This window comes from Saccharicrinis sp. GN24d3, from assembly GCF_052400645.1.
In the GTDB taxonomy this organism is placed as follows: Bacteria; Bacteroidota; Bacteroidia; order Bacteroidales; family Marinilabiliaceae; genus Saccharicrinis.
In genome coordinates this window covers 92,189-110,281 of record NZ_JBQTGI010000018.1, presented here as the reverse complement: position 1 = coordinate 110,281, position 18,093 = coordinate 92,189, and the positions used below count along the sequence as shown (strand labels likewise).

Annotated in this window: 16 protein-coding genes; 5 read left to right on the top strand and 11 right to left on the bottom strand. The window is 39.5% G+C overall.

Annotation, left to right across the window (positions count from 1 at the left end; genetic code table 11):
- Positions 1–154: 154 nt before the first annotated feature.
- Positions 155–823: a DUF2461 domain-containing protein gene (locus ACT29I_RS19660; protein ID WP_430932853.1), complete on the top strand. Its 669-nt coding sequence runs from the start codon at positions 155–157 to the stop codon at positions 821–823.
- 59 nt (positions 824–882) lie between these two features.
- Here the strand turns inward: ACT29I_RS19660 and ACT29I_RS19655 are convergent, their stop codons facing one another.
- From ACT29I_RS19655 to ACT29I_RS19640, 4 genes are all read right to left on the bottom strand, one after another.
- Positions 883–2,493 (bottom strand): 4Fe-4S binding protein, encoded by a 1,611-nt coding sequence (locus ACT29I_RS19655; RefSeq protein WP_444794187.1) that lies wholly within the window; start codon positions 2,491–2,493, stop codon positions 883–885.
- Between the two features lie 5 nt (positions 2,494–2,498).
- Positions 2,499–3,413 (bottom strand): DUF362 domain-containing protein, encoded by a 915-nt coding sequence (locus tag ACT29I_RS19650; RefSeq protein WP_430932855.1) that lies wholly within the window; start codon positions 3,411–3,413, stop codon positions 2,499–2,501.
- Between the two features lie 157 nt (positions 3,414–3,570).
- Complete coding sequence (locus tag ACT29I_RS19645) at positions 3,571–4,032, bottom strand: toxin-antitoxin system YwqK family antitoxin (RefSeq protein ID WP_444794186.1); 462 nt, start codon at positions 4,030–4,032, stop codon at positions 3,571–3,573.
- Between the two features lie 251 nt (positions 4,033–4,283).
- Positions 4,284–4,637 carry a carboxypeptidase-like regulatory domain-containing protein gene (locus tag ACT29I_RS19640; protein ID WP_430932857.1) on the bottom strand — a complete coding sequence of 118 codons (354 nt, stop codon included), beginning with the start codon at positions 4,635–4,637 and terminating at the stop codon, positions 4,284–4,286.
- A gap of 408 nt (positions 4,638–5,045) precedes the next feature.
- On the opposite strand from ACT29I_RS19640, the gene ACT29I_RS19635 reads away from it, so the two are divergent.
- Positions 5,046–5,561, top strand: coding sequence for a ComF family protein (locus ACT29I_RS19635; protein ID WP_430932858.1), 516 nt, complete (start codon positions 5,046–5,048; stop codon positions 5,559–5,561).
- A gap of 54 nt (positions 5,562–5,615) precedes the next feature.
- Here ACT29I_RS19635 and ACT29I_RS19630 read toward each other — a convergent pair whose 3' ends face one another.
- Together ACT29I_RS19630 and ACT29I_RS19625 are read right to left on the bottom strand one after the other, a co-directional pair.
- Positions 5,616–6,257, bottom strand: a complete 642-nt coding sequence (locus ACT29I_RS19630) for a porin family protein (protein WP_430932859.1) — start codon at positions 6,255–6,257, stop codon at positions 5,616–5,618.
- A 62-nt stretch (positions 6,258–6,319) separates the two neighbouring features.
- Positions 6,320–7,012, bottom strand: coding sequence for an SIR2 family NAD-dependent protein deacylase (locus tag ACT29I_RS19625; RefSeq protein WP_444794185.1), 693 nt, complete (start codon positions 7,010–7,012; stop codon positions 6,320–6,322).
- 47 nt (positions 7,013–7,059) lie between these two features.
- Between ACT29I_RS19625 and ACT29I_RS19620 the strand changes: the two genes are divergently transcribed.
- A complete protein-coding gene (locus ACT29I_RS19620; protein ID WP_430932861.1) occupies positions 7,060–7,731 on the top strand; it encodes a DNA alkylation repair protein in 672 nt (223 codons plus the stop codon).
- A gap of 134 nt (positions 7,732–7,865) precedes the next feature.
- Here the strand turns inward: ACT29I_RS19620 and ACT29I_RS19615 are convergent, their stop codons facing one another.
- Positions 7,866–10,046, bottom strand: a complete 2,181-nt coding sequence (locus tag ACT29I_RS19615; RefSeq protein WP_444794184.1) for a TlpA family protein disulfide reductase — start codon at positions 10,044–10,046, stop codon at positions 7,866–7,868.
- 152 nt (positions 10,047–10,198) lie between these two features.
- On the opposite strand from ACT29I_RS19615, the gene pdxB reads away from it, so the two are divergent.
- Complete coding sequence (pdxB, locus tag ACT29I_RS19610; RefSeq protein ID WP_444794183.1) at positions 10,199–11,335, top strand: 4-phosphoerythronate dehydrogenase PdxB; 1,137 nt, start codon at positions 10,199–10,201, stop codon at positions 11,333–11,335.
- A 115-nt stretch (positions 11,336–11,450) separates the two neighbouring features.
- Positions 11,451–12,902, top strand: coding sequence for a decarboxylating NADP(+)-dependent phosphogluconate dehydrogenase (gene gnd, locus ACT29I_RS19605; protein WP_444794182.1), 1,452 nt, complete (start codon positions 11,451–11,453; stop codon positions 12,900–12,902).
- Positions 12,903–13,098: 196 nt separating this feature from the next.
- Here the strand turns inward: gnd and leuB are convergent, their stop codons facing one another.
- From leuB to leuC, 4 genes are all read right to left on the bottom strand, one after another.
- Positions 13,099–14,157 (bottom strand): 3-isopropylmalate dehydrogenase, encoded by a 1,059-nt coding sequence (gene leuB, locus ACT29I_RS19600; protein ID WP_430932866.1) that lies wholly within the window; start codon positions 14,155–14,157, stop codon positions 13,099–13,101.
- A gap of 184 nt (positions 14,158–14,341) precedes the next feature.
- Positions 14,342–15,898, bottom strand: a complete 1,557-nt coding sequence (locus tag ACT29I_RS19595; RefSeq protein ID WP_430932868.1) for an alpha-isopropylmalate synthase regulatory domain-containing protein — start codon at positions 15,896–15,898, stop codon at positions 14,342–14,344.
- A 171-nt stretch (positions 15,899–16,069) separates the two neighbouring features.
- A complete protein-coding gene (leuD, locus tag ACT29I_RS19590; RefSeq protein WP_430932869.1) occupies positions 16,070–16,654 on the bottom strand; it encodes a 3-isopropylmalate dehydratase small subunit in 585 nt (194 codons plus the stop codon).
- A gap of 18 nt (positions 16,655–16,672) precedes the next feature.
- On the bottom strand, positions 16,673–18,070 hold the full coding sequence (gene leuC, locus ACT29I_RS19585) for a 3-isopropylmalate dehydratase large subunit (protein ID WP_430932870.1): 1,398 nt from the start codon (positions 18,068–18,070) through the stop codon (positions 16,673–16,675).
- Positions 18,071–18,093 lie beyond the last annotated feature (23 nt).

The following is an 18,093-nucleotide window of genomic DNA, read 5'->3' as shown; positions in this document are numbered from 1 at the left end:
ATAGATATTTATACGCTAACTTATCCCAATATTACCAAAAAAAGGTAGAGTATTGGTTTAAAGTACCACAACTTATGGGGATTTAGGGTCTAAACTATTGCAATTGCTATCTTTTCGCTTTAAATTGGTATAAATTCTTAAACATTACTTCATCATGATACCCAAAGAGATATTTGATTTTTTAGTTGAACTGAGTGTTAACAATAACAGAGAATGGTTCCAGGAAAACAAACCTAAATATCAAACCGCTAAAGAAGCTTTTGAAGAATATATCAATCAACTAATCGGAGTAGTTCACAACATCGACCCAAGTATTGGTCATCCGCATGCAAAGGATTGTATTTTTAGAATATTTAGAGATGTTAGGTTTTCAAAGAACAAAGAACCTTATAAAAATAACTTTGGCGCATATATTTCTCATGGAGGCAGAAAAAGCCCGTACGCAGGATACTATTTACACCTTGAACCGGACAACAGTTTCATTGGCGGGGGTATCTACTGCCCTGAAGCCAAAATTTTAAAATCAGTAAGGGAGTCAATTATCGAAAATCCCGAAGAATACAGAGCAATTATTGAAGATGCTAAATTCAAAAAAGTATTTCCTGAAATATGGGGGGAGAAACTAAAAACAGCACCGAAAGGCTTTGACAAGACAGACCCTAATATCGATCTTATCAAAAATAAATCGTACACGGCTGTGACAAATGTTTCTGACAAAGAAATTCAAGCAAAAAACATGGACAAGAAAATCGAAAAGATATTTACCATTATGAAACCGTTTAACGATTTCATCAACCACGGAGTTAAAAAGGCCTTATCGTAAGTAATGTCAAACAAGATCATGAAAAAAAAGGCCTCATATGATACGAGGCCTTTTTTATGCTAAAACGGAAAATCTTCATCCAAAGCCTTATGCTGACTTTCTTCCTCCTTAGGTTTTTGGGCTATTTGATGAACCGGGTTACCCTCTATATAAATTGCCTTGTGCGGATAATCTACCGGACAAGGATGTTCACACGCCCCGCACCCAATACACAAATCCTGGTTAACTTCCGGAATCACCAAACCATTCCGATAAGGTACCATAGATACAGCTTTGGTAGGACAATGTTCGGAACATGCACCACAATCGGTTCCATCACGGTGCACCACACAATTGCGCTTCACGAAAACTGCCTTACCTAGTTGAGTTAATTGTTTTTCCTCCAATGACAATGGCAATATGGCACCTGTAGGACAGATATCACTACATCTTGTACAGTCGAAATTACAGAAGCCGGCATGGGCATAATCCATATGTGGCTGCATAAAACCCACCAATCCATATTCGGTTACGGCAGGCTGCAGGACATTCGTAGGACATGCCGAAATACAAAGACCGCAAGCGGTACAAAGACTATTGAACCTTTCTATACTTTTTGATCCCGGTGGAGTAACCGGATATTCCCTTTCAGATAATTTATATGGTGGTCGGTTCCCAAAGCCTCCGTTACCTCTGCCGTGACCATGCCCTTGTCCATGACCATGTTGTGCTAAAATTGTTGAGCTTGCCGTTATGGCCAGCAAAGTGGCTATAGCCCCTCTTCTATCCACGGTTTTTTCACCCTTCACAACCTTAACTTGGGTTTTCTTTTTTTTAGATGACAATGTGTATTTGATGGCATCGTCGTTACAAACCGGCAAGCAATCGTAACAAGCCACACATCTCGAATAATCAATATTTTGTGTTTTTAAATCGATACACTCACTTTTACAAGCACTGGCGCACTTTCCGCATTTAGTGCAGCTTTCACTTGATATCCGAACCTTAACCAAGGCCTTTTTCGAGATCAATCCCAACAAAGTACCTACCGGACAAATCAAATTACAAAACAAACGACCTCGTTTGTACGATAAATAAGCAATCAGAACAAAAAACAAGCTTACATAAATTGTTATTGTCCAAGAAGCATGAACCAACTCGATAACGTGTAAGCTGTAAATCTTTTGTCCCTGAAGTATTCCGGCTATTACATTATTCCCCCAAACAAATACTGGCTTAATACTATAAGTAAATATACGCCCGGCATTACTATATGGGTCCAATAGGTTGATGATTAACGAAGTGCCGACAATAAAACTCAATATCGCAATTCCTAACAATCCGTAACGAACAACAGGATATGCTTTTTTAAATTTAAAGAATACCTTCTTTTTGATTCTTTTTCTTGCAATAAAAGTAAAAATATCCTGCAATATGCCTAACGGACAGACGGCTGAACAATAAATTCGCCCCAACAAAAACGTTACTACAACAATTATAAGAAAGCCTGCAGCCGACAGCGATACTACTTGAATAAATTTAAGTACGGAAGGAACAAATTGCAAAAAAATGATATTTGAGGTAAAGGCTTCTGGCATCACCTCATAAATATCAATAAACGAAAAGAGTGTGAGCGAAAAAAACAAGAGCGCCACAGCCACTCTTGTTTTTTTAAGATTAGAATGTTGCATTCCTATCAAATTTTAATACGATGAATGTTTATCTCATTCAGGTTTTTATTTCCTAACCCCATTTCATGGGCAATTTTAATGTGCCCAACCTCATCAGGCTCAAGTCCGAACATTTTTGCAGCTGCCGCATCTGTTGCGACAATATCAGCAGAAGCAATCAATGCTTTTAAATTAACAACATCAGCAGTGGAAACACCACGCGGTCCGTTTTTTGTCATCATGTTGTAACCGTCTATAATGGTTAGATCCGGCTTGCGGAATGTAACAAAATCAGCAATACATTGATGCAGATCGTTGCTATGGTAGAATTTCCGGTCCCATACAACACCCATCAGGTTTTTCATTCCCAACGAAAGTTTTGTGGAAGCATGATGTTTGAGCACGGGGACATTTATAAATACATCGGAACTCTGAACCAGATCATGCACCTTTGAATTTTTAAGGCTCACACCTTTAGCAATACTAACCTCTTTGTAATAACTCTCGGTATTGCCTGGCACCATTTTTCCGCCAGCCTCTTTTACATATTTTTGTATTTCGCTGTTGCTGTAACACCTGTCCCATTTGTTACATGTTTTATCGAACACATTAACTTCGGCAGCTCCAGCCTCGAAACAACGCTTCACAATATGTCCCACTAATTTGGGGTTTGTGTTTGCAGCCCTTTCCGGTGGCGCATCCCAACCAATATTTGGTTTAACCAGAACAGACTGTCCTTTAGACACGAACTTATCCAATCCGCCAAGCGCTTCCATGGCCTTATCAAACATCTCTTCAGGTTCACCCCCTCTTACAGCAGCCAAATCGGATTTTACTGCCGCATTATTTGCCATTAGGGAATCTAATCCACCAAAAAGGGGACCTACACCCGTCAACAACCCCAATCCTACACCTGTCCTTAAAAAGTCTCTTCGTTCCATATCTATCTATCATTTAAACCATTTCGCTATCACAACCAAAGTTATAATTTTTATGGTTTTGTTTTACATGCATACGGCAATTTAAAAAGCGTATAAATAAAAAAAGGAGACGCTACAATAGTATCTCCCTTTTTTTTATAATTTTTTCAAAAAACTTTTAGAACTCTTTCTTTGACGTCAGTTTCCCTTTTTCGTCATAAATTTTCCAAACCCCCGACTTTTTACCCTTTACATATAACATATCGTACCTTAAGGTTCCATTTTCGTCGAATATTTTCCACTCACCATGCTTTACACCTTTCTTGTAACTGGCCACTCCTAATTTAACTCCCTCTTCGTTCCATGTTTCCCATAGGCCGTCCATTTTGTTTTTGTCATATGAACGAATTTCCTGTGTTAATTTATTGTCGAAATAATAGGTTGAAATACCTTGTTTATTCCCCTCAACAACTTTCATTTCAACACGTTTATTCCCGCTTGGGTACAGTTCCACATAAGTGCCGGTGTAAAGCTCACCGTTTTGGTTGTAATACAAACCATCCTCTTCACTCAGTATCAACTGCGCTTGGCCGAAGGTCACCAGACCCATAAAAAGCAATAATGTCATCAATATTCTCATGGCTTTCAATTTTAAATTGTTTATAATCAAAAAGCCTCCCGGATTTAAAGTAGCTGTGCACCACCTTGTAGGTCAAATCCTCATGTGTACCGTAATCTTAACCTCAAATTAATATTAAAGTTACATTAAATGCAAATTTTCTATATTAAGTTTTAAAGCGAAATAACCATATACACCTTATCTTATTAATAGACAACAAAAAAGCCATCCGGATATAAGATGGCTTTTTTTACTCGTATGTTAAATATTTTTTAATTCACTGTTTTCATCCTGACATGAACAGTGTTTTCACCATTCGCGCTTGCTATTACTTCTTCACCTTTTATTTCACTATATGACACCAACTTAGCTACCATCTTGTAGGTTCCTACTTTTACATTATCAAAAGTAAAATTGCCATCAAAATCAGTGTAAGTTTTCAAATCGGTACCTTCCAACGCTACTTCAACACCTACAAGTGTTTCTCCTGTGACCTCATCGATAACTGAACCACAGATATGGGTTGTTGCGGCCGCTTTGACCTTTACCTTACTTGACTTTTCTCCTTTAAAACTATTCAGTGATAAAATAGCAACAACTGCTGTTAATAATACTATGAATTTCATTTTTCTCTTTTTAGTGGTATAGTCAGTCATCACAGGTTCTCTTTTTTAGAGTATTGGATATGATATTTTATTTGTCATTCCTATATTTCTGTCACAACAAAAATATATTTTTAATATTACCTGAATCTTACCGCCTGTTTACATGTACGTTAACAAATCGTAAGTCTTACGCCATTAATCTTTTGTTTGATTGTATTTTTTCTTAAATTAAATTTCAAACAAACTTAATTCCTCATGAATTATTTCTCCGATTTTTTTCAATTGTTCTTTCCCCGAATATGCCCCATTTGCAATTCAGCTTTATATAAGCACGAAAAAAATATATGTATTAAATGCTTAAAAAAATTACCACGTTCGTATTTTCATTTAGCGGACGATAATCCTTTAAACAAAATATTTTGGGGCAGAGTGGACATTGAAAAAGTTGTATCGTTTATGCTTTACACCAAAGGAAGTATGGTCAAGTACATCTTGCATGCCATAAAATATGGAAATAAAAAAGAACTGGGTTATGAATTGGGCAAGTTATATAGCCAGGAACTACTTGAAGTGAACTATTTTAATAATATTGATTATTTAATACCCGTTCCTTTACATCCCAAAAAGCTTGCTAAGCGCGGCTATAACCAAAGCGAATGGATAGCTAAGGGGTTGGCAGAAAACATATCGGGCAAAGTAATGCCCGACAACCTTTACAAGCGTATTTATACCACCAGCCAAACCAATAAAGGAAGATATAAAAGGTGGGAAAATATTGCGAATAGTTTTGACGTTAGGAATCCTTCGATACTAGAAAACAAAAAGGTGTTATTAGTGGATGATGTATTAACAACCGGTGCGACCCTTGAAGCCTGTGCCTCAAACCTGGCAAAAATTAAAGGAACCAGGATTTTTGTGGCCACATTAGCATATGCCACCAATTAACTCATTTTATCATGAATGTTGATAAAAACGCAACAAGCTACGGTTGCACCAGGGTTAATTACCAAAGAGACTCTCAAATTCATAGTACAATGAAAGACTGACCAGATGATTATACTGACCATATTTACCATCCATCCAATGTGGTGGTTTTTGGTTGTCAAAAGCTCCTCCATAAGCTTTACGAACCCTGGTAAAAGCATACGACCAACGTAAATTCACAAACATACGCGGATGAAACTGGTAATTGACACCCAGCAGTCCTGACAATTCATAGTCCTCGAAGGGGTAATCGGAGATTAATGTTCCATATTGATCCTCCTCTTTGGAATTAATTAACACACCAAAAGCCGCTCCTGCCTCAAACGAAAAATCATTAACATCTACTTTAACCAGCAAGGGAACTTCCATATAATCGAAGTTTAACTTATACAAGTTAAAATCTCCTTTAGATTCATTAGGATTGTGCCTGCTTCCCTTTTGCTTATATACAATTTCGAGTTGGCCTGCCCATATATCGGCAAACTGCCTGGATACATACAGGCCCCCTACCAATCCGATTTTGTTGAAGCCTACATAATTATCGCCATGCACCTGACTAAAGGTAGCACCTCCAATAGCACCGGCTTTAAACTCCTGTGAAAACGAGGAAAACCCAACCAGAAATAAAAATAATATGACAATTTTAAACCTTAACATGTAACAGAATTCGATTTTAAGTCAAGATAGCACAACTAACTGAACAATTCAACCACATGCTATTAATTTGACATCAATATATCTATTAACTCTTCCATTCCGTGCGAAGCCTTTTTTTGAATGAAAGTAATATTCTCTTGTGGAGTAAAAGCAGGCGATCCGGGATCAATTACATAAATTGGTATTGTATCTTTAATGTAGTTCAGTAGCCCTGCTGCCGGATACACGTTTAACGAAGTCCCCACCACAAGCACCATTTCAGCTTCCTGAATAAGCTCAACCGCTTCGTGCATTGCCCAAACAGCCTCGCCAAACCAAACAATATGGGGCCGTAACTGGCTTCCTTTTTCGCACAAGTCACCCAACTTCAATTCCCAATCCTTCATTTCATAAACCAACGATGTGTCAATAGTACTTCGTACTTTTTTGAGTTCACCGTGTAAATGCAGCACATTTGTTGAACCAGCCCTTTCGTGCAAATCATCCACATTTTGAGTGATCACTTGTACGTCATACTTCTTTTCTAATTGCGCAATCAACAAGTGCCCTTTATTGGGCTCACACTCGAAAAGTTGTTTTCGTCGCTGATTATAAAAATCCATCACCAGCTGAGGGGTGTTGGCCCAGGCAATTGGGCTTGCAACTTCAGTTATATCGTATTGCTCCCAAAGCCCGCCCATATCCCGAAAGGTCATGATACCGCTTTCCTGGCTCATGCCGGCACCCGAAAATACTGCAATCTTAGTTTTACTCATTAAATTAATATTTTTACTTTAGTGAAAATACAAAAATGAGGTGACAAATGGTACATGATTTCATCAACACTTTGGAAATTGAATTTCTAAGGTTTGCCGATGCAAGTACTGCCCAATGGCAAAAGAATTATATGAAAAACAAATTTGAGTTTTATGGTATCAGGGCACCTAAGCTAAAAGAAATAGAAAAGCCTTTCCTCCAAAAAGATTTCTTACCTCCAAAAACGGATATCGAAAATTTAGCAAAATCGCTATGGAACAAGCCTCAGCGAGAGTACCAATATTTCGGCATACATCTTTTATATAAATACCGGAAACAAATAGAATTTGACGACATCAAGTTGTTTGAACACCTCATCGTTAACAAGTCGTGGTGGGATAGCGTTGACGGTATTGGCCCAAAACTTGTGGGAGATTACTTTCTAAAATTCCCTGAACAAAGAGATGTGTATACTGAGAAATGGCTAAACTCTGACCATATTTGGTTAAAACGTTCATGCCTTATCTGTCAATTGTTTTATAAAGAGCAATTGGACACAGAGTTCCTTACTTATGTAATCAAACACCTTTTAGGGTCGAAAGAGTTCTTTATCAACAAGGCTATTGGATGGATCCTAAGGCAATATAGCAGAACAAACCCGCAATGGGTAGAACAGTACTCAAAAAGTACTGTTCTACATCCACTTAGCAAAAGAGAGGCCCTAAGATTGATAAAGTAGAAGAACTTTAGAGCTAGAAACGACGTGACATGGTATCACCTGTTAGCTGTATTTCAGTTGACCCAACACAAACTCTTTCTTTCTTCTGGAAACAGGAATTGACATTCATCGTTCACTTTATGGTAGTCTTCATCCTACTGTTTGGTTAATTTATCACTTCGCGATTTCATTATATGGTCTAATTCCGTCTTAAAATTATACATGCGAAAATTATCATCCATCACTTTCCCCTCTTTGTCGATAACAACATATCGCGGGATACCATTGAATTTAAATAGCTGGCGTAGGTATAAATAATCGTTGCCCGAAATGCGATAGGTGTTTCTTAACTCCTGATCTTTAATAAACTCATTGTAGTTTTTTTCGGGAGAGCTTTGTTCATCTGTGATAAATACAAAGTCGATTTCCTTGCTGTTTTCATACTCCTTTCGGGTCTCTTTCATTCGCTTGATACCTCCAACACAAGGACCACATGAGGTAGCCCAAAAGTCCACAAACAATATTTTGCCTTTGTGGGGTTTAATAATGTTGTTGAAAATTTCAGCGGCTGTTCCTTCCGGCAGTTCGTACGCTCGGTTGGCATTATCTCCATAGACTTTTTCAAACAGTTTATCACCTGTCGCAATTAGGTACGGATGCTCGATACCTTCTTTTAAATCCTGCCAAAATTCCTCAGCAACTCCCTTGTCTACATTTTCGAATTTGTACTTTAATGACCTCACTTTAGCAACATCCAACGTGAGGTTATTTTCGATGTTATATTTTTCGGCCAGTTCTTTTTCTGCATCATCCCATGTTGGCACTTCTGCTTTATATCTGTGAGCCGATGCCAGTTCTTGCCATTTTTGGATAGTGCTGCCATACCGTTCACTAAATACCTTATAGCTTAACTGCATATCTTTAATTTGCTCAATTTCTTCGGGTGTTTTTTCTTTTTTTGAGGCAAGTAAAGCGTATTCCTTGTCCTCTTTGGATAACAATGGTTCATTATCGATTAAATATTGATATACATTAACAGGGGGTTGGGTTTTTATGTTTCTTGTGTGTTTGGTTATCAACTCGCTGAATTCATAAGCGTTTACAAATGATCTAAATTCAGTATTGATAAACAAAGCATGATCGCCCAATGGAATATCCCTTAAGAAATTGTAAAACGAATCGGGAAGTGGTTTTTGTAATTCCTTATTAGTCGTATCTTGTCTGGCTATATATTTTCTTTGCCTGGCCAACGAATACAATTCTTGCGCATGTGTTAGGATAATCTTATTTTTTAATATAGGATAAACCTTGTCAGCGTTTATTCGCCATGCTTTAATATAATACTCGACCTTGGCCAGTTCCATTTCCTTCTTACGTGTATATAGTTCTGCCAATTCATCCTCGGTCATTTTTTTCTGCTGCTCTCTGTGTTTAAAGTAACTCCTGTCTTCAAACTCAAAGTCCAACAACTGTTGGTTAATCTTTGCCAGTTTGCCTTTGAAACCGGTATCCCACATTTTGTAGTTTATATGTCTATAGCGGTCGGCGTATAAAAAATCCTCCCAATTCAAAATCATACCTAAAGTGAGGCCAGGTTCCAGGTAAAAAGGAATCCAGGTTTTACCGATTTTCATGGATGAATATAATGGGGAGATGAGCGGAAGCATTACATCAAAACGTCCATCTGGTTGTATTTCAACTACAATAGGGTAATCCTCTCCTGTTAAATAGTTGCTCAAATATACCATTCCAGTGGTTATACCAGATTTAGCGGAGTAACCTTTTATATAACCTACAATCCTTCCTTCTTCTTCCAAAAAGAAATCCCTGGAGTTATAATCCTTTAAAGGTTCTTTCTTACATTTATCCACTTCTTTGTTAAGCCATTCGTTTATTTCAATGGGCAATGTTAAATTGTGTGGTTTCAGTCCCGCTTTGCCTTCATCGAGCGAAACACCAAAAATTTGATCGTTAAAATCAAAGTTTTGGGTTGTTTGATCGAGCGGAGGAAAAACCAATACAAAGGTGCTGTCACTCGAACTTGGCATTCTTACTTTTTGACCGAATTTTACCCCAACAACTTCTTTTATTTTATATTCCTTCTTTGTATCGCAATCTATAAGTTTTTCTTCATTGCTAAAGTCGACCCACCAATTCGGTATAAAAGTTGAATGTATATAGACACGGGTTTCTTCCGGGCTTGTTTCTATTTTAGAAATCGTATTGAGACCAGTGTTTCTGAACTCATAATAAGGGTTATTGATTACTTTGGCTTTTTGGGCAAGCATACTTGCCGAGATTAGCAAAACCAAGGCTGATAAAAATAGGTTCTTCATAGTTTAAAATATTATTTGACAATTTGAATAATAAATATACAAAGTCTATTAGTCAAAACAGCTCAATTTCCTTAAAATTATGGATGAAATTTAGTTGCAATACGTAAATAGGTAATCGGCAATAATTTTTACATTTGTGTAAACTATTATTTATGATCAACATTATTGCCGATAATAAAATTCCTTTTCTGGAAGGAGTACTTGAACCATATGCGAATGTTACTTATCTACCGGGAGCAAAAACGGATGCCAATGTTGTAAAAAATGCCGATGCTCTGATAACTCGCACCAGAACAAAATGTAATTCGGAAAACCTGAAAGGAAGCAAAGTCAAAATGATAGCCACGGCCACTATCGGGTTTGATCATATTGATACGAACTATTGCGAAAAAAGTGGAATTGAATGGACGAATGCACCGGGTTGCAACTCTGGCTCTGTTAAACAATATGTAGCCGCTACCTTGGCCACCATTGCAAGCCAACAGAACATTGATCTGGAAGATAAAACTTTGGGAATCGTTGGCGTAGGTAATGTAGGTAGTAAAGTAGCTGATTTTGCGAAAGCCATAGGCATGAAAGTACTTCTGAACGATCCGCCCAGAGCAGAAAAAGAAGGAAATGGGAATTTTGTGGGACTCGACGAACTGATCACAAAATCGGATATTATCACCTTTCATGTTCCATTACAAAGAGAGGGTAAATACAAAACATTCCATTTGGGGAATACACAATTGTTTTCGAAGTGTAAAAAAGGTGTGATCATTATTAATAGTTCAAGAGGAGAGGTTACGAATAATAATGATTTGTTAGTTGCTTTAAATAATCAGTTAATTGGGCAAGTTATTCTGGATGTATGGGAAAACGAACCGGACATGAATATTGACTTGCTGAACAAAAGCTTTATTGCCACGCCGCATATAGCAGGATATTCTGCCGACGGGAAGGCTAATGGAACTTCCATGAGTGTTCAGGCTATTAGTCGGTCTTTTGATTTACCGTTAAAGGATTGGTATCCAGATAATATTCCGGCTCCTGGCAACCCAACTATTCACATAGATGCGTATGGCCTAAGCCATCAGGATGTTTGGACGAAAGCCGTGTTGCACACCTACATTATCAAGGAAGATGATACACGTTTCCGGGATCATCCAGAAACTTTCGAACAGCTAAGAGGATCTTATCCAATTCGGAGGGAGTTTCAGGCGTACCAGGTAATTTTAAAAAACGGAACGGAAGAATTAAAAGAAATGCTGAACAAAATAGGTTTCGAACATATTGAATTGGTTTAAATAAATTAGATAATAAGGCCTAACCTGATCTATTCATCAATTATTCTATTACAAAAGTTTATGAAATAATCAGGTTAAAACGTTAAATTTGAGCTTCTACAAATAATTTACTGATATGAGCAAAAAAGCAGATATAGGATTAATTGGTTTAGCCGTAATGGGCGAGAACCTGGTTTTAAACATGGAAAGCAAAGGCTATACTGTAGCTGTTTACAACAGAACCACCGAAAAAGTCGACAAATTTGTGAACGGTCGCGGTGCCGGCAAAGACTTTATCGGAACCCATTCTATCGAAGAACTGGTGGCCTCGCTGGAACGCCCACGTAAAGTCATGATGCTGGTAAAAGCCGGTGGGCCTGTTGATGCACTCATCGACCAAATCATTCCTTATCTTGAGGAGGGCGATATCATCATCGACGGTGGCAATTCCCATTTCCCTGATTCCATCCGCAGAACCAAATATGTGGAAGAAAAAGGATTGCTATATGTAGGCACCGGTGTTTCAGGTGGCGAAGAGGGAGCCTTAAAGGGACCATCAATAATGCCCGGAGGCTCTGATAAAGCATGGCCTTTTATTAAAGATATCTTTCAAAACATATCTGCCAAGGTAGAAAACAACGTACCATGCTGCGACTGGGTGGGACAAGACGGTGCCGGCCACTTTGTGAAAATGGTGCACAATGGCATTGAGTATGGCGATATGCAGCTGATCTGTGAGGCTTATCATATCATGAAGGAATATGTAGGGCTGTCGCATGATGAGATGCACGATATTTTTAAAGAGTGGAACAAAGGCGACCTGGACAGTTACCTGATCGAGATCACGCGCGACATCATGGCCTACAAAGAAAACGGTGAGCCGTTGGTGGAGAAAATACTGGATGCTGCGGGACAAAAAGGAACCGGTAAATGGACAGGCATTTCTGCCCTGGATCTTGGAGTACCATTGACCTTGATTGGCGAATCGGTATTCGCTCGTTGCCTGTCAGCGCAAAAAGCAGAGCGCGTTGAAGCCGCCAAATTATTGGGCTCGCCTATCAAGAAATTCGAGGGTGACAAAGCGCAATTTATCAAGTATATCAAGGATGCCCTTTTTGCTTCCAAGATTGTTTCTTACGCACAGGGTTATGTATTGATGCGCGAAGCAGCCAAAGAGAACAACTGGGATTTAAATTATGGAGGCATCGCTTTGATGTGGCGTGGTGGATGTATTATCCGTTCCGTATTTTTAAAGAATATAAAAGAGGCTTTCGATAACAATCCTGAATTACCCAACTTATTGCTCGACCCTTATTTTAAAGGTAAGGTATCGGAAGCACTGGAAGGATGGCGTCAGGTAGTTGGACAAGCTGTTATGAACGGTATTCCTGTTCCAACATTCTCAAGTGCATTGAGTTATTTTGATGGTTACAGAACAGAGACCTTGCCAGCTAACTTATTGCAAGCGCAGCGCGATTATTTTGGAGCGCATACCTACGAAAGAGTAGATAAACCAAGAGGAGAGTATTTCCATACCAACTGGACCGGACGAGGTGGAGATACGGCTTCTACGACTTATGATGTATAGATTGTCAGGCATTAGATAAGATACTTATATACAAGGCTGTTCATTGATTTGAGCAGCCTTTGTTGTGTCAGCTATATCAACAACAATTTTTTACTCTGAATAGCTCAAATACAATTTGAATTTTTCAGGGTAAAATGCATAAAAAAACCTTGACTAAATTAATAATCAAGGTTTATATCTATTTAAACTTCAACAATTAACCCGCAATATACTTTGCTAACCAATCACCTACTTCAGATGTTTTGTACGATTTTTCCTTGCTGATATCTTCTGTTACCACTCCTTCTTCCAATGACTTATTAACCGCGTCACGCACCAATTGCGCTTCCTCCAATAAATCCAAAGATTCCAGTAACATAGCAGCCGAGAGAACCGTTGCAACCGGGTTGGCAATATCCTTACCCGCAGCTTGTGGGTAAGAACCGTGAATAGGCTCAAATACGGAGGTATGCACACCAACAGAAGCTGATGGCAATAATCCTAAAGAACCTGTGATTACAGAAGCCTCATCGCTAATGATATCACCAAACATATTTTCGGTAACCATCACGTCGAATTTTTTAGGCCACTGGATCAACTGCATAGCCGCATTGTCAACGAACATGTAATCTACGGCAATATCTTTATATTCTGGTTCCATTGCCTGGGCGGTCTCTCTCCAAAGACGAGAAGTTGCCAATACGTTAGCTTTATCCACAACCGTTAAACGCTTGTCTCTTTTACCTGCATATGAAAACGCCAGTTTTAGGATACGCTCAATTTCCTCCGTGGTATAGGTACAAGTATCGAAAGCCTTTTTTAAGTCCTCCGAACGGCCTTTTTCGCCAAAATAGATACCCCCGGTTAACTCACGTACCACCACCAAATCGGCACCTTCCACAATATCTAAACGCAATGGACTCTTATCCAACAAGGAAGGAAATGTAGCTACCGGACGTATGTTAGCATACAAGCCTAACTTTTTACGCATGGCCAAAAGACCTTGCTCCGGACGAACCTTGGCTTTGGGATCGTTATCGAATTTTGGGTCACCGATGGCCCCAAATAAAACGGCATCCGAATTCATACAAACTTCGTGCGTTGCTTCAGGGTAAGGATCACCCACCTGATCGATGGCAGTAGCACCAACCAAAGCTGGCGTGTAAGTTACTTCGTGGTTGTACTTGGTAGCAATGGCATCAATCACTTTTTGTGCTTGCGCTACAATCTCGGGACCAATTCCGTCACCGGCTAATACAGCAATATTCAATTTCATTTCCTAAAAATTAATCACAAAGTATTATAAACTGACAAAAAACACAGAAGCACGGAGGCTCTGAGCTTTTTTATGTTTATTACTTTATTCGTTTATTTATTTTGAATTTATATTTCAATTTAGCAGAAACTAAACACATTACTTTAAAATTTTTCTGTGTCTTTTTTGTCTCTGTGTTCGTTTCTTACTTCTCCAATTTCTCTTTCCAGTCGGCCTGGCGCGTTAGGGTGCCTTCCTCAATTACGTTTAGCACTTTAATAGTGGCTTCGATGGCAGCTTCAGTCTGGTCAGCAGAAAGCCCTCTCGATTTAATTTCAACCCCTTTGTAATCCCAGGTAATCATGGTTTCTACCAAGGCGTCCGTTTTCCCTCCCGGAGGGATACTCACCCAGTAATCCAACAACACCGGATGTACTTTTTTTAGCTTGTTATAAATACGCCATAAGGCTTTCATAAAAGCATCGTACTGACCGTCACCTACCGCGGTTTCATCATATCGCTTACCGTTAATTTCCACACTAATAGATGCTAAGGGGCGCAAATCATGGGCTAAAGAAAGGTTATAATTTCTTATTTTGATGGCATCTTTTACAGATGAACTCTTTAATACATCGGCAATAATAAACGGTAAATCCTCAATGGTTACTACCTCTTTTTTATCACCCAGTGCAATCACCCTTTCGGTCACTTTTTTCATCGCCTCTGGCTCCAGCTCAATGCCCAGTTCCTCCAGGTTCTTTTTAATATTGGCCTTGCCCGAGGTTTTTCCCAACGCATATTTACGATTGCGGCCAAATCGTTCCGGCATGAGGTTATTGAAATACAGGTTATCTTTACTGTCTCCATCTGCGTGAATACCACTACATTGGGTAAACACATTATATCCGGTTATAGGCTGGTTCTCCGGAATTCGCAGGCCTGAAAGTTGTTCGACTACCTTACTCACGTTCGTGATATTGGATTCGTCGAGATTGTTTTCCAATTTAAGATGATCATTCAATATTCCGATAACGCTGGCCAATGGCGCATTCCCGGCTCTTTCGCCTAAACCGTTTACCGTGGTATGTATGCCCTTAATACCTGTTTTTAATGATGAGAAAACATTGGCCACAGCCATGTCGTAATCGTTATGTGCATGAAAATCGAAATGCGTATCCGGGAAGCGAGTAACAATGTCGGAGCAAAACTGATAGGTTTGATCAGGATTCAGCACACCCAAGGTATCCGGCAGCATAATTCTTTTCACGTTCATCTTTTTGATTTCGCCAATTACAAAGTACACATATTCCGGCGAAGTCAGCATTCCGTTACTCCAATCCTCGAGATAAACATTTACAACGATGCCCATTTCGCTGGCAGTTTGAACCACCTTGGCCACATCGGCCATATGCTCTTCCGGTGTTTTTCGGAGCTGGCTTTGAACATGCTTTAACGAACCCTTGGTAAGCAGGTTGATAACCTGGCCGCCAGCATCTTGAATCCATTTTAAGGAGACATCGCCATCCACAAAACCCAAGACCTCAATTTTCTCCAGGCAATTATGTTTTTTTGCCCATTCGGTAATTCGCTTAACAGCTGCAAATTCACCTTCAGAAACCCGAGCCGAAGCCACTTCAATCCGATCTACTTTTACCTCTTCAAGCAACAAACCGGCCATGGCCAGTTTTTCTCCTTCGTTAAACGATACTCCGGTAGTTTGCTCCCCGTCACGGAGCGTCGTATCCATTACTTCAATCTTCATGTTTGCACTTAATAGAATGATGAACACAGAATCGCAGAGGCACAGAGGATAATAACAAGTAATGCTTCCGAAAACGACGAACCTGTGTTTAATAAATTATTTAAAGGCCAAAATGCCAAATTTGTATAGAAACGGCATAAACCCTATAAAGTTTATGCCGTCTATATTAATTTAAGCTAAGCTTTGCTCGTAGGCTTCTATTTCATCTTTTGAATTGATCAGATAATCGATATCATCATAACCGTTCAACAAGCAGTTTTTCTTGTAGCTATTTATTTCAAAAGATTCCGTTTTTCCCGAGGCAGTATTGGTAATGGTTTGTGCTTGAAGATTAACCACCACCTTATTGGTTTCGTCGGCTGCAAATAATTCGGCAAGGAAACTTTCCGAAACAACTACCGGTAACACACCGTTATTGAGTGAGTTGTTTTTAAAGATATCGGCAAAAAAACTGGATACTACCACTTTAAAACCATATCCATGAACTGCCCATGCGGCATGTTCGCGACTTGAGCCAGAACCGAAGTTCTTGCCAGCCACCAATACTTCACCGGAATACTTTGGATTGTTCAACACGAAATCAGCCTTAGGGGAACCGTCTTTATTGTATCTCCAGTCGGCAAACAAGTTATCCCCAAATCCTTCTTTGGTAGTAGCTTTTAAGAAACGGGCCGGAATAATTTGGTCGGTATCCACATTCTCGATGGGTAGTGGCACATAAGTCGACTCTATTGTTACAAATTTATCTATTGGCATTTTCTTCTGATTTTTAAATTATAAAGTTCGAGGATCGGTAATTACTCCCGTAACAGCACACGCCGCAGCAGTCAACGGACTTGCCAACAATGTTCTGGCACCCGGGCCCTGACGACCTTCGAAGTTACGGTTACTTGTGGCCACAGAGTATTTTCCTGCAGGAACCTTATCGTCGTTCATTGCCAAACAAGCAGAACACCCGGGCTGACGCAATTCAAAACCGGCTTCTTCAAGAATATCTTTTAACCCTTCAGCAATAGCCTGCTCTTCAACCTGATGGGAACCGGGAACAATCCATGCGGTAACGCCTTCAGCTTTTTTCTTGCCTTTAACGGCATTGGCAAAAACTCTTAAATCCTCGATACGTCCGTTGGTACAACTACCCACGAAAATCCAATCTATTTTTTTACCTAACATAGCTTCACCAGGAGCATACCCCATATAGTCAAGCGATTTCAAATAAGTTTTTTGAGAAGACTCTTCAACCGTATCCAAAGTTGGGATACTTTGCGTGATACCCACTCCCATTCCTGGGTTTGTTCCGTAGGTAATCATAGGCTCGATATCTGCCGCATCAAAGTTGTATACCTTATCAAATTCGGCATCTGCATCAGTCACCAGCTCTTTCCATTTGGCTACTGCTATATCCCAGTCTTTGCCTTTGGGAGCATACTCACGGCCTTTAACGTATTCAATGGTTTTCTCGTCGGGCGCAATCAATCCTCCACGGGCACCCATCTCGATACTCATGTTACATACGGTCATGCGGCCTTCCATGCTTAAGCTGCGAATTGCAGAACCTGCAAACTCAACAAAGTAACCCGTACCTCCTCCGGTAGTTAATTTTGATATAACGTAAAGCACCAGGTCTTTGGCTGTGACGCCTTTACCCATTTCACCATCGATGTTAATTTTCATGGTTTTAGGACGTGGTTGCATAATGCACTGGGTAGAAAGCACCATTTCCACTTCCGAAGTGCCGATACCAAAAGCGATACTACCAAAGGCACCATGTGTGGAAGTATGGCTATCACCACATACGATGGTCATACCCGGTTGAGTGATCCCATTTTCCGGTCCGATAACATGAACAACCCCGTTTTTAGGATGTCCTAAACCAAACAAGGTTACATTATTGTCTTCGCAGTTTTTCGTTAAGGTATCCACTTGAAAGCGTGAAATCTCATCTGCGATGGGTAGGTGTTGGTTGATCGTTGGAATGTTGTGATCAGGTGTAGCAAATGTATTTTGCGGTCTGAATACTTTAATTCCTCTTGCCTTTAGCCCAGCAAATGCCTGTGGGCTGGTTACTTCATGAACCAAGTGGCGGTCGATATACAATACGGAAGGACCATCCTCGATAGTCTTCACTTCGTGCATATCCCAAATCTTGTCGAAAAGCGTTTTCCCTGCCAATTTTCTAATATTTATATGTTATT

Bases quoted from the DNA above. Each gene is read 5' to 3' on its own strand.
- ACT29I_RS19615 (WP_444794184.1), bottom strand. From the start codon at position 10,046: ATGAAGAACCTATTTTTATCAGCCTTGGTTTTGCTAATCTCGGCAAGT.
- ACT29I_RS19640 (WP_430932857.1), bottom strand. From the start codon at position 4,637: ATGAAATTCATAGTATTATTAACAGCAGTTGTTGCTATTTTATCACTG.
- leuD (WP_430932869.1), bottom strand. From the start codon at position 16,654: ATGCCAATAGATAAATTTGTAACAATAGAGTCGACTTATGTGCCACTA.
- pdxB (WP_444794183.1), top strand. From the start codon at position 10,199: ATGATCAACATTATTGCCGATAATAAAATTCCTTTTCTGGAAGGAGTA.
- ACT29I_RS19630 (WP_430932859.1), bottom strand. From the start codon at position 6,257: ATGTTAAGGTTTAAAATTGTCATATTATTTTTATTTCTGGTTGGGTTT.
- ACT29I_RS19655 (WP_444794187.1), bottom strand. From the start codon at position 2,493: ATGCAACATTCTAATCTTAAAAAAACAAGAGTGGCTGTGGCGCTCTTG.
- gnd (WP_444794182.1), top strand. From the start codon at position 11,451: ATGAGCAAAAAAGCAGATATAGGATTAATTGGTTTAGCCGTAATGGGC.
- ACT29I_RS19660 (WP_430932853.1), top strand. From the start codon at position 155: ATGATACCCAAAGAGATATTTGATTTTTTAGTTGAACTGAGTGTTAAC.
- ACT29I_RS19650 (WP_430932855.1), bottom strand. From the start codon at position 3,413: ATGGAACGAAGAGACTTTTTAAGGACAGGTGTAGGATTGGGGTTGTTG.
- ACT29I_RS19595 (WP_430932868.1), bottom strand. From the start codon at position 15,898: ATGAAGATTGAAGTAATGGATACGACGCTCCGTGACGGGGAGCAAACT.
- leuB (WP_430932866.1), bottom strand. From the start codon at position 14,157: ATGAAATTGAATATTGCTGTATTAGCCGGTGACGGAATTGGTCCCGAG.
- ACT29I_RS19620 (WP_430932861.1), top strand. From the start codon at position 7,060: ATGGTACATGATTTCATCAACACTTTGGAAATTGAATTTCTAAGGTTT.
- ACT29I_RS19625 (WP_444794185.1), bottom strand. From the start codon at position 7,012: ATGAGTAAAACTAAGATTGCAGTATTTTCGGGTGCCGGCATGAGCCAG.
- ACT29I_RS19645 (WP_444794186.1), bottom strand. From the start codon at position 4,032: ATGAGAATATTGATGACATTATTGCTTTTTATGGGTCTGGTGACCTTC.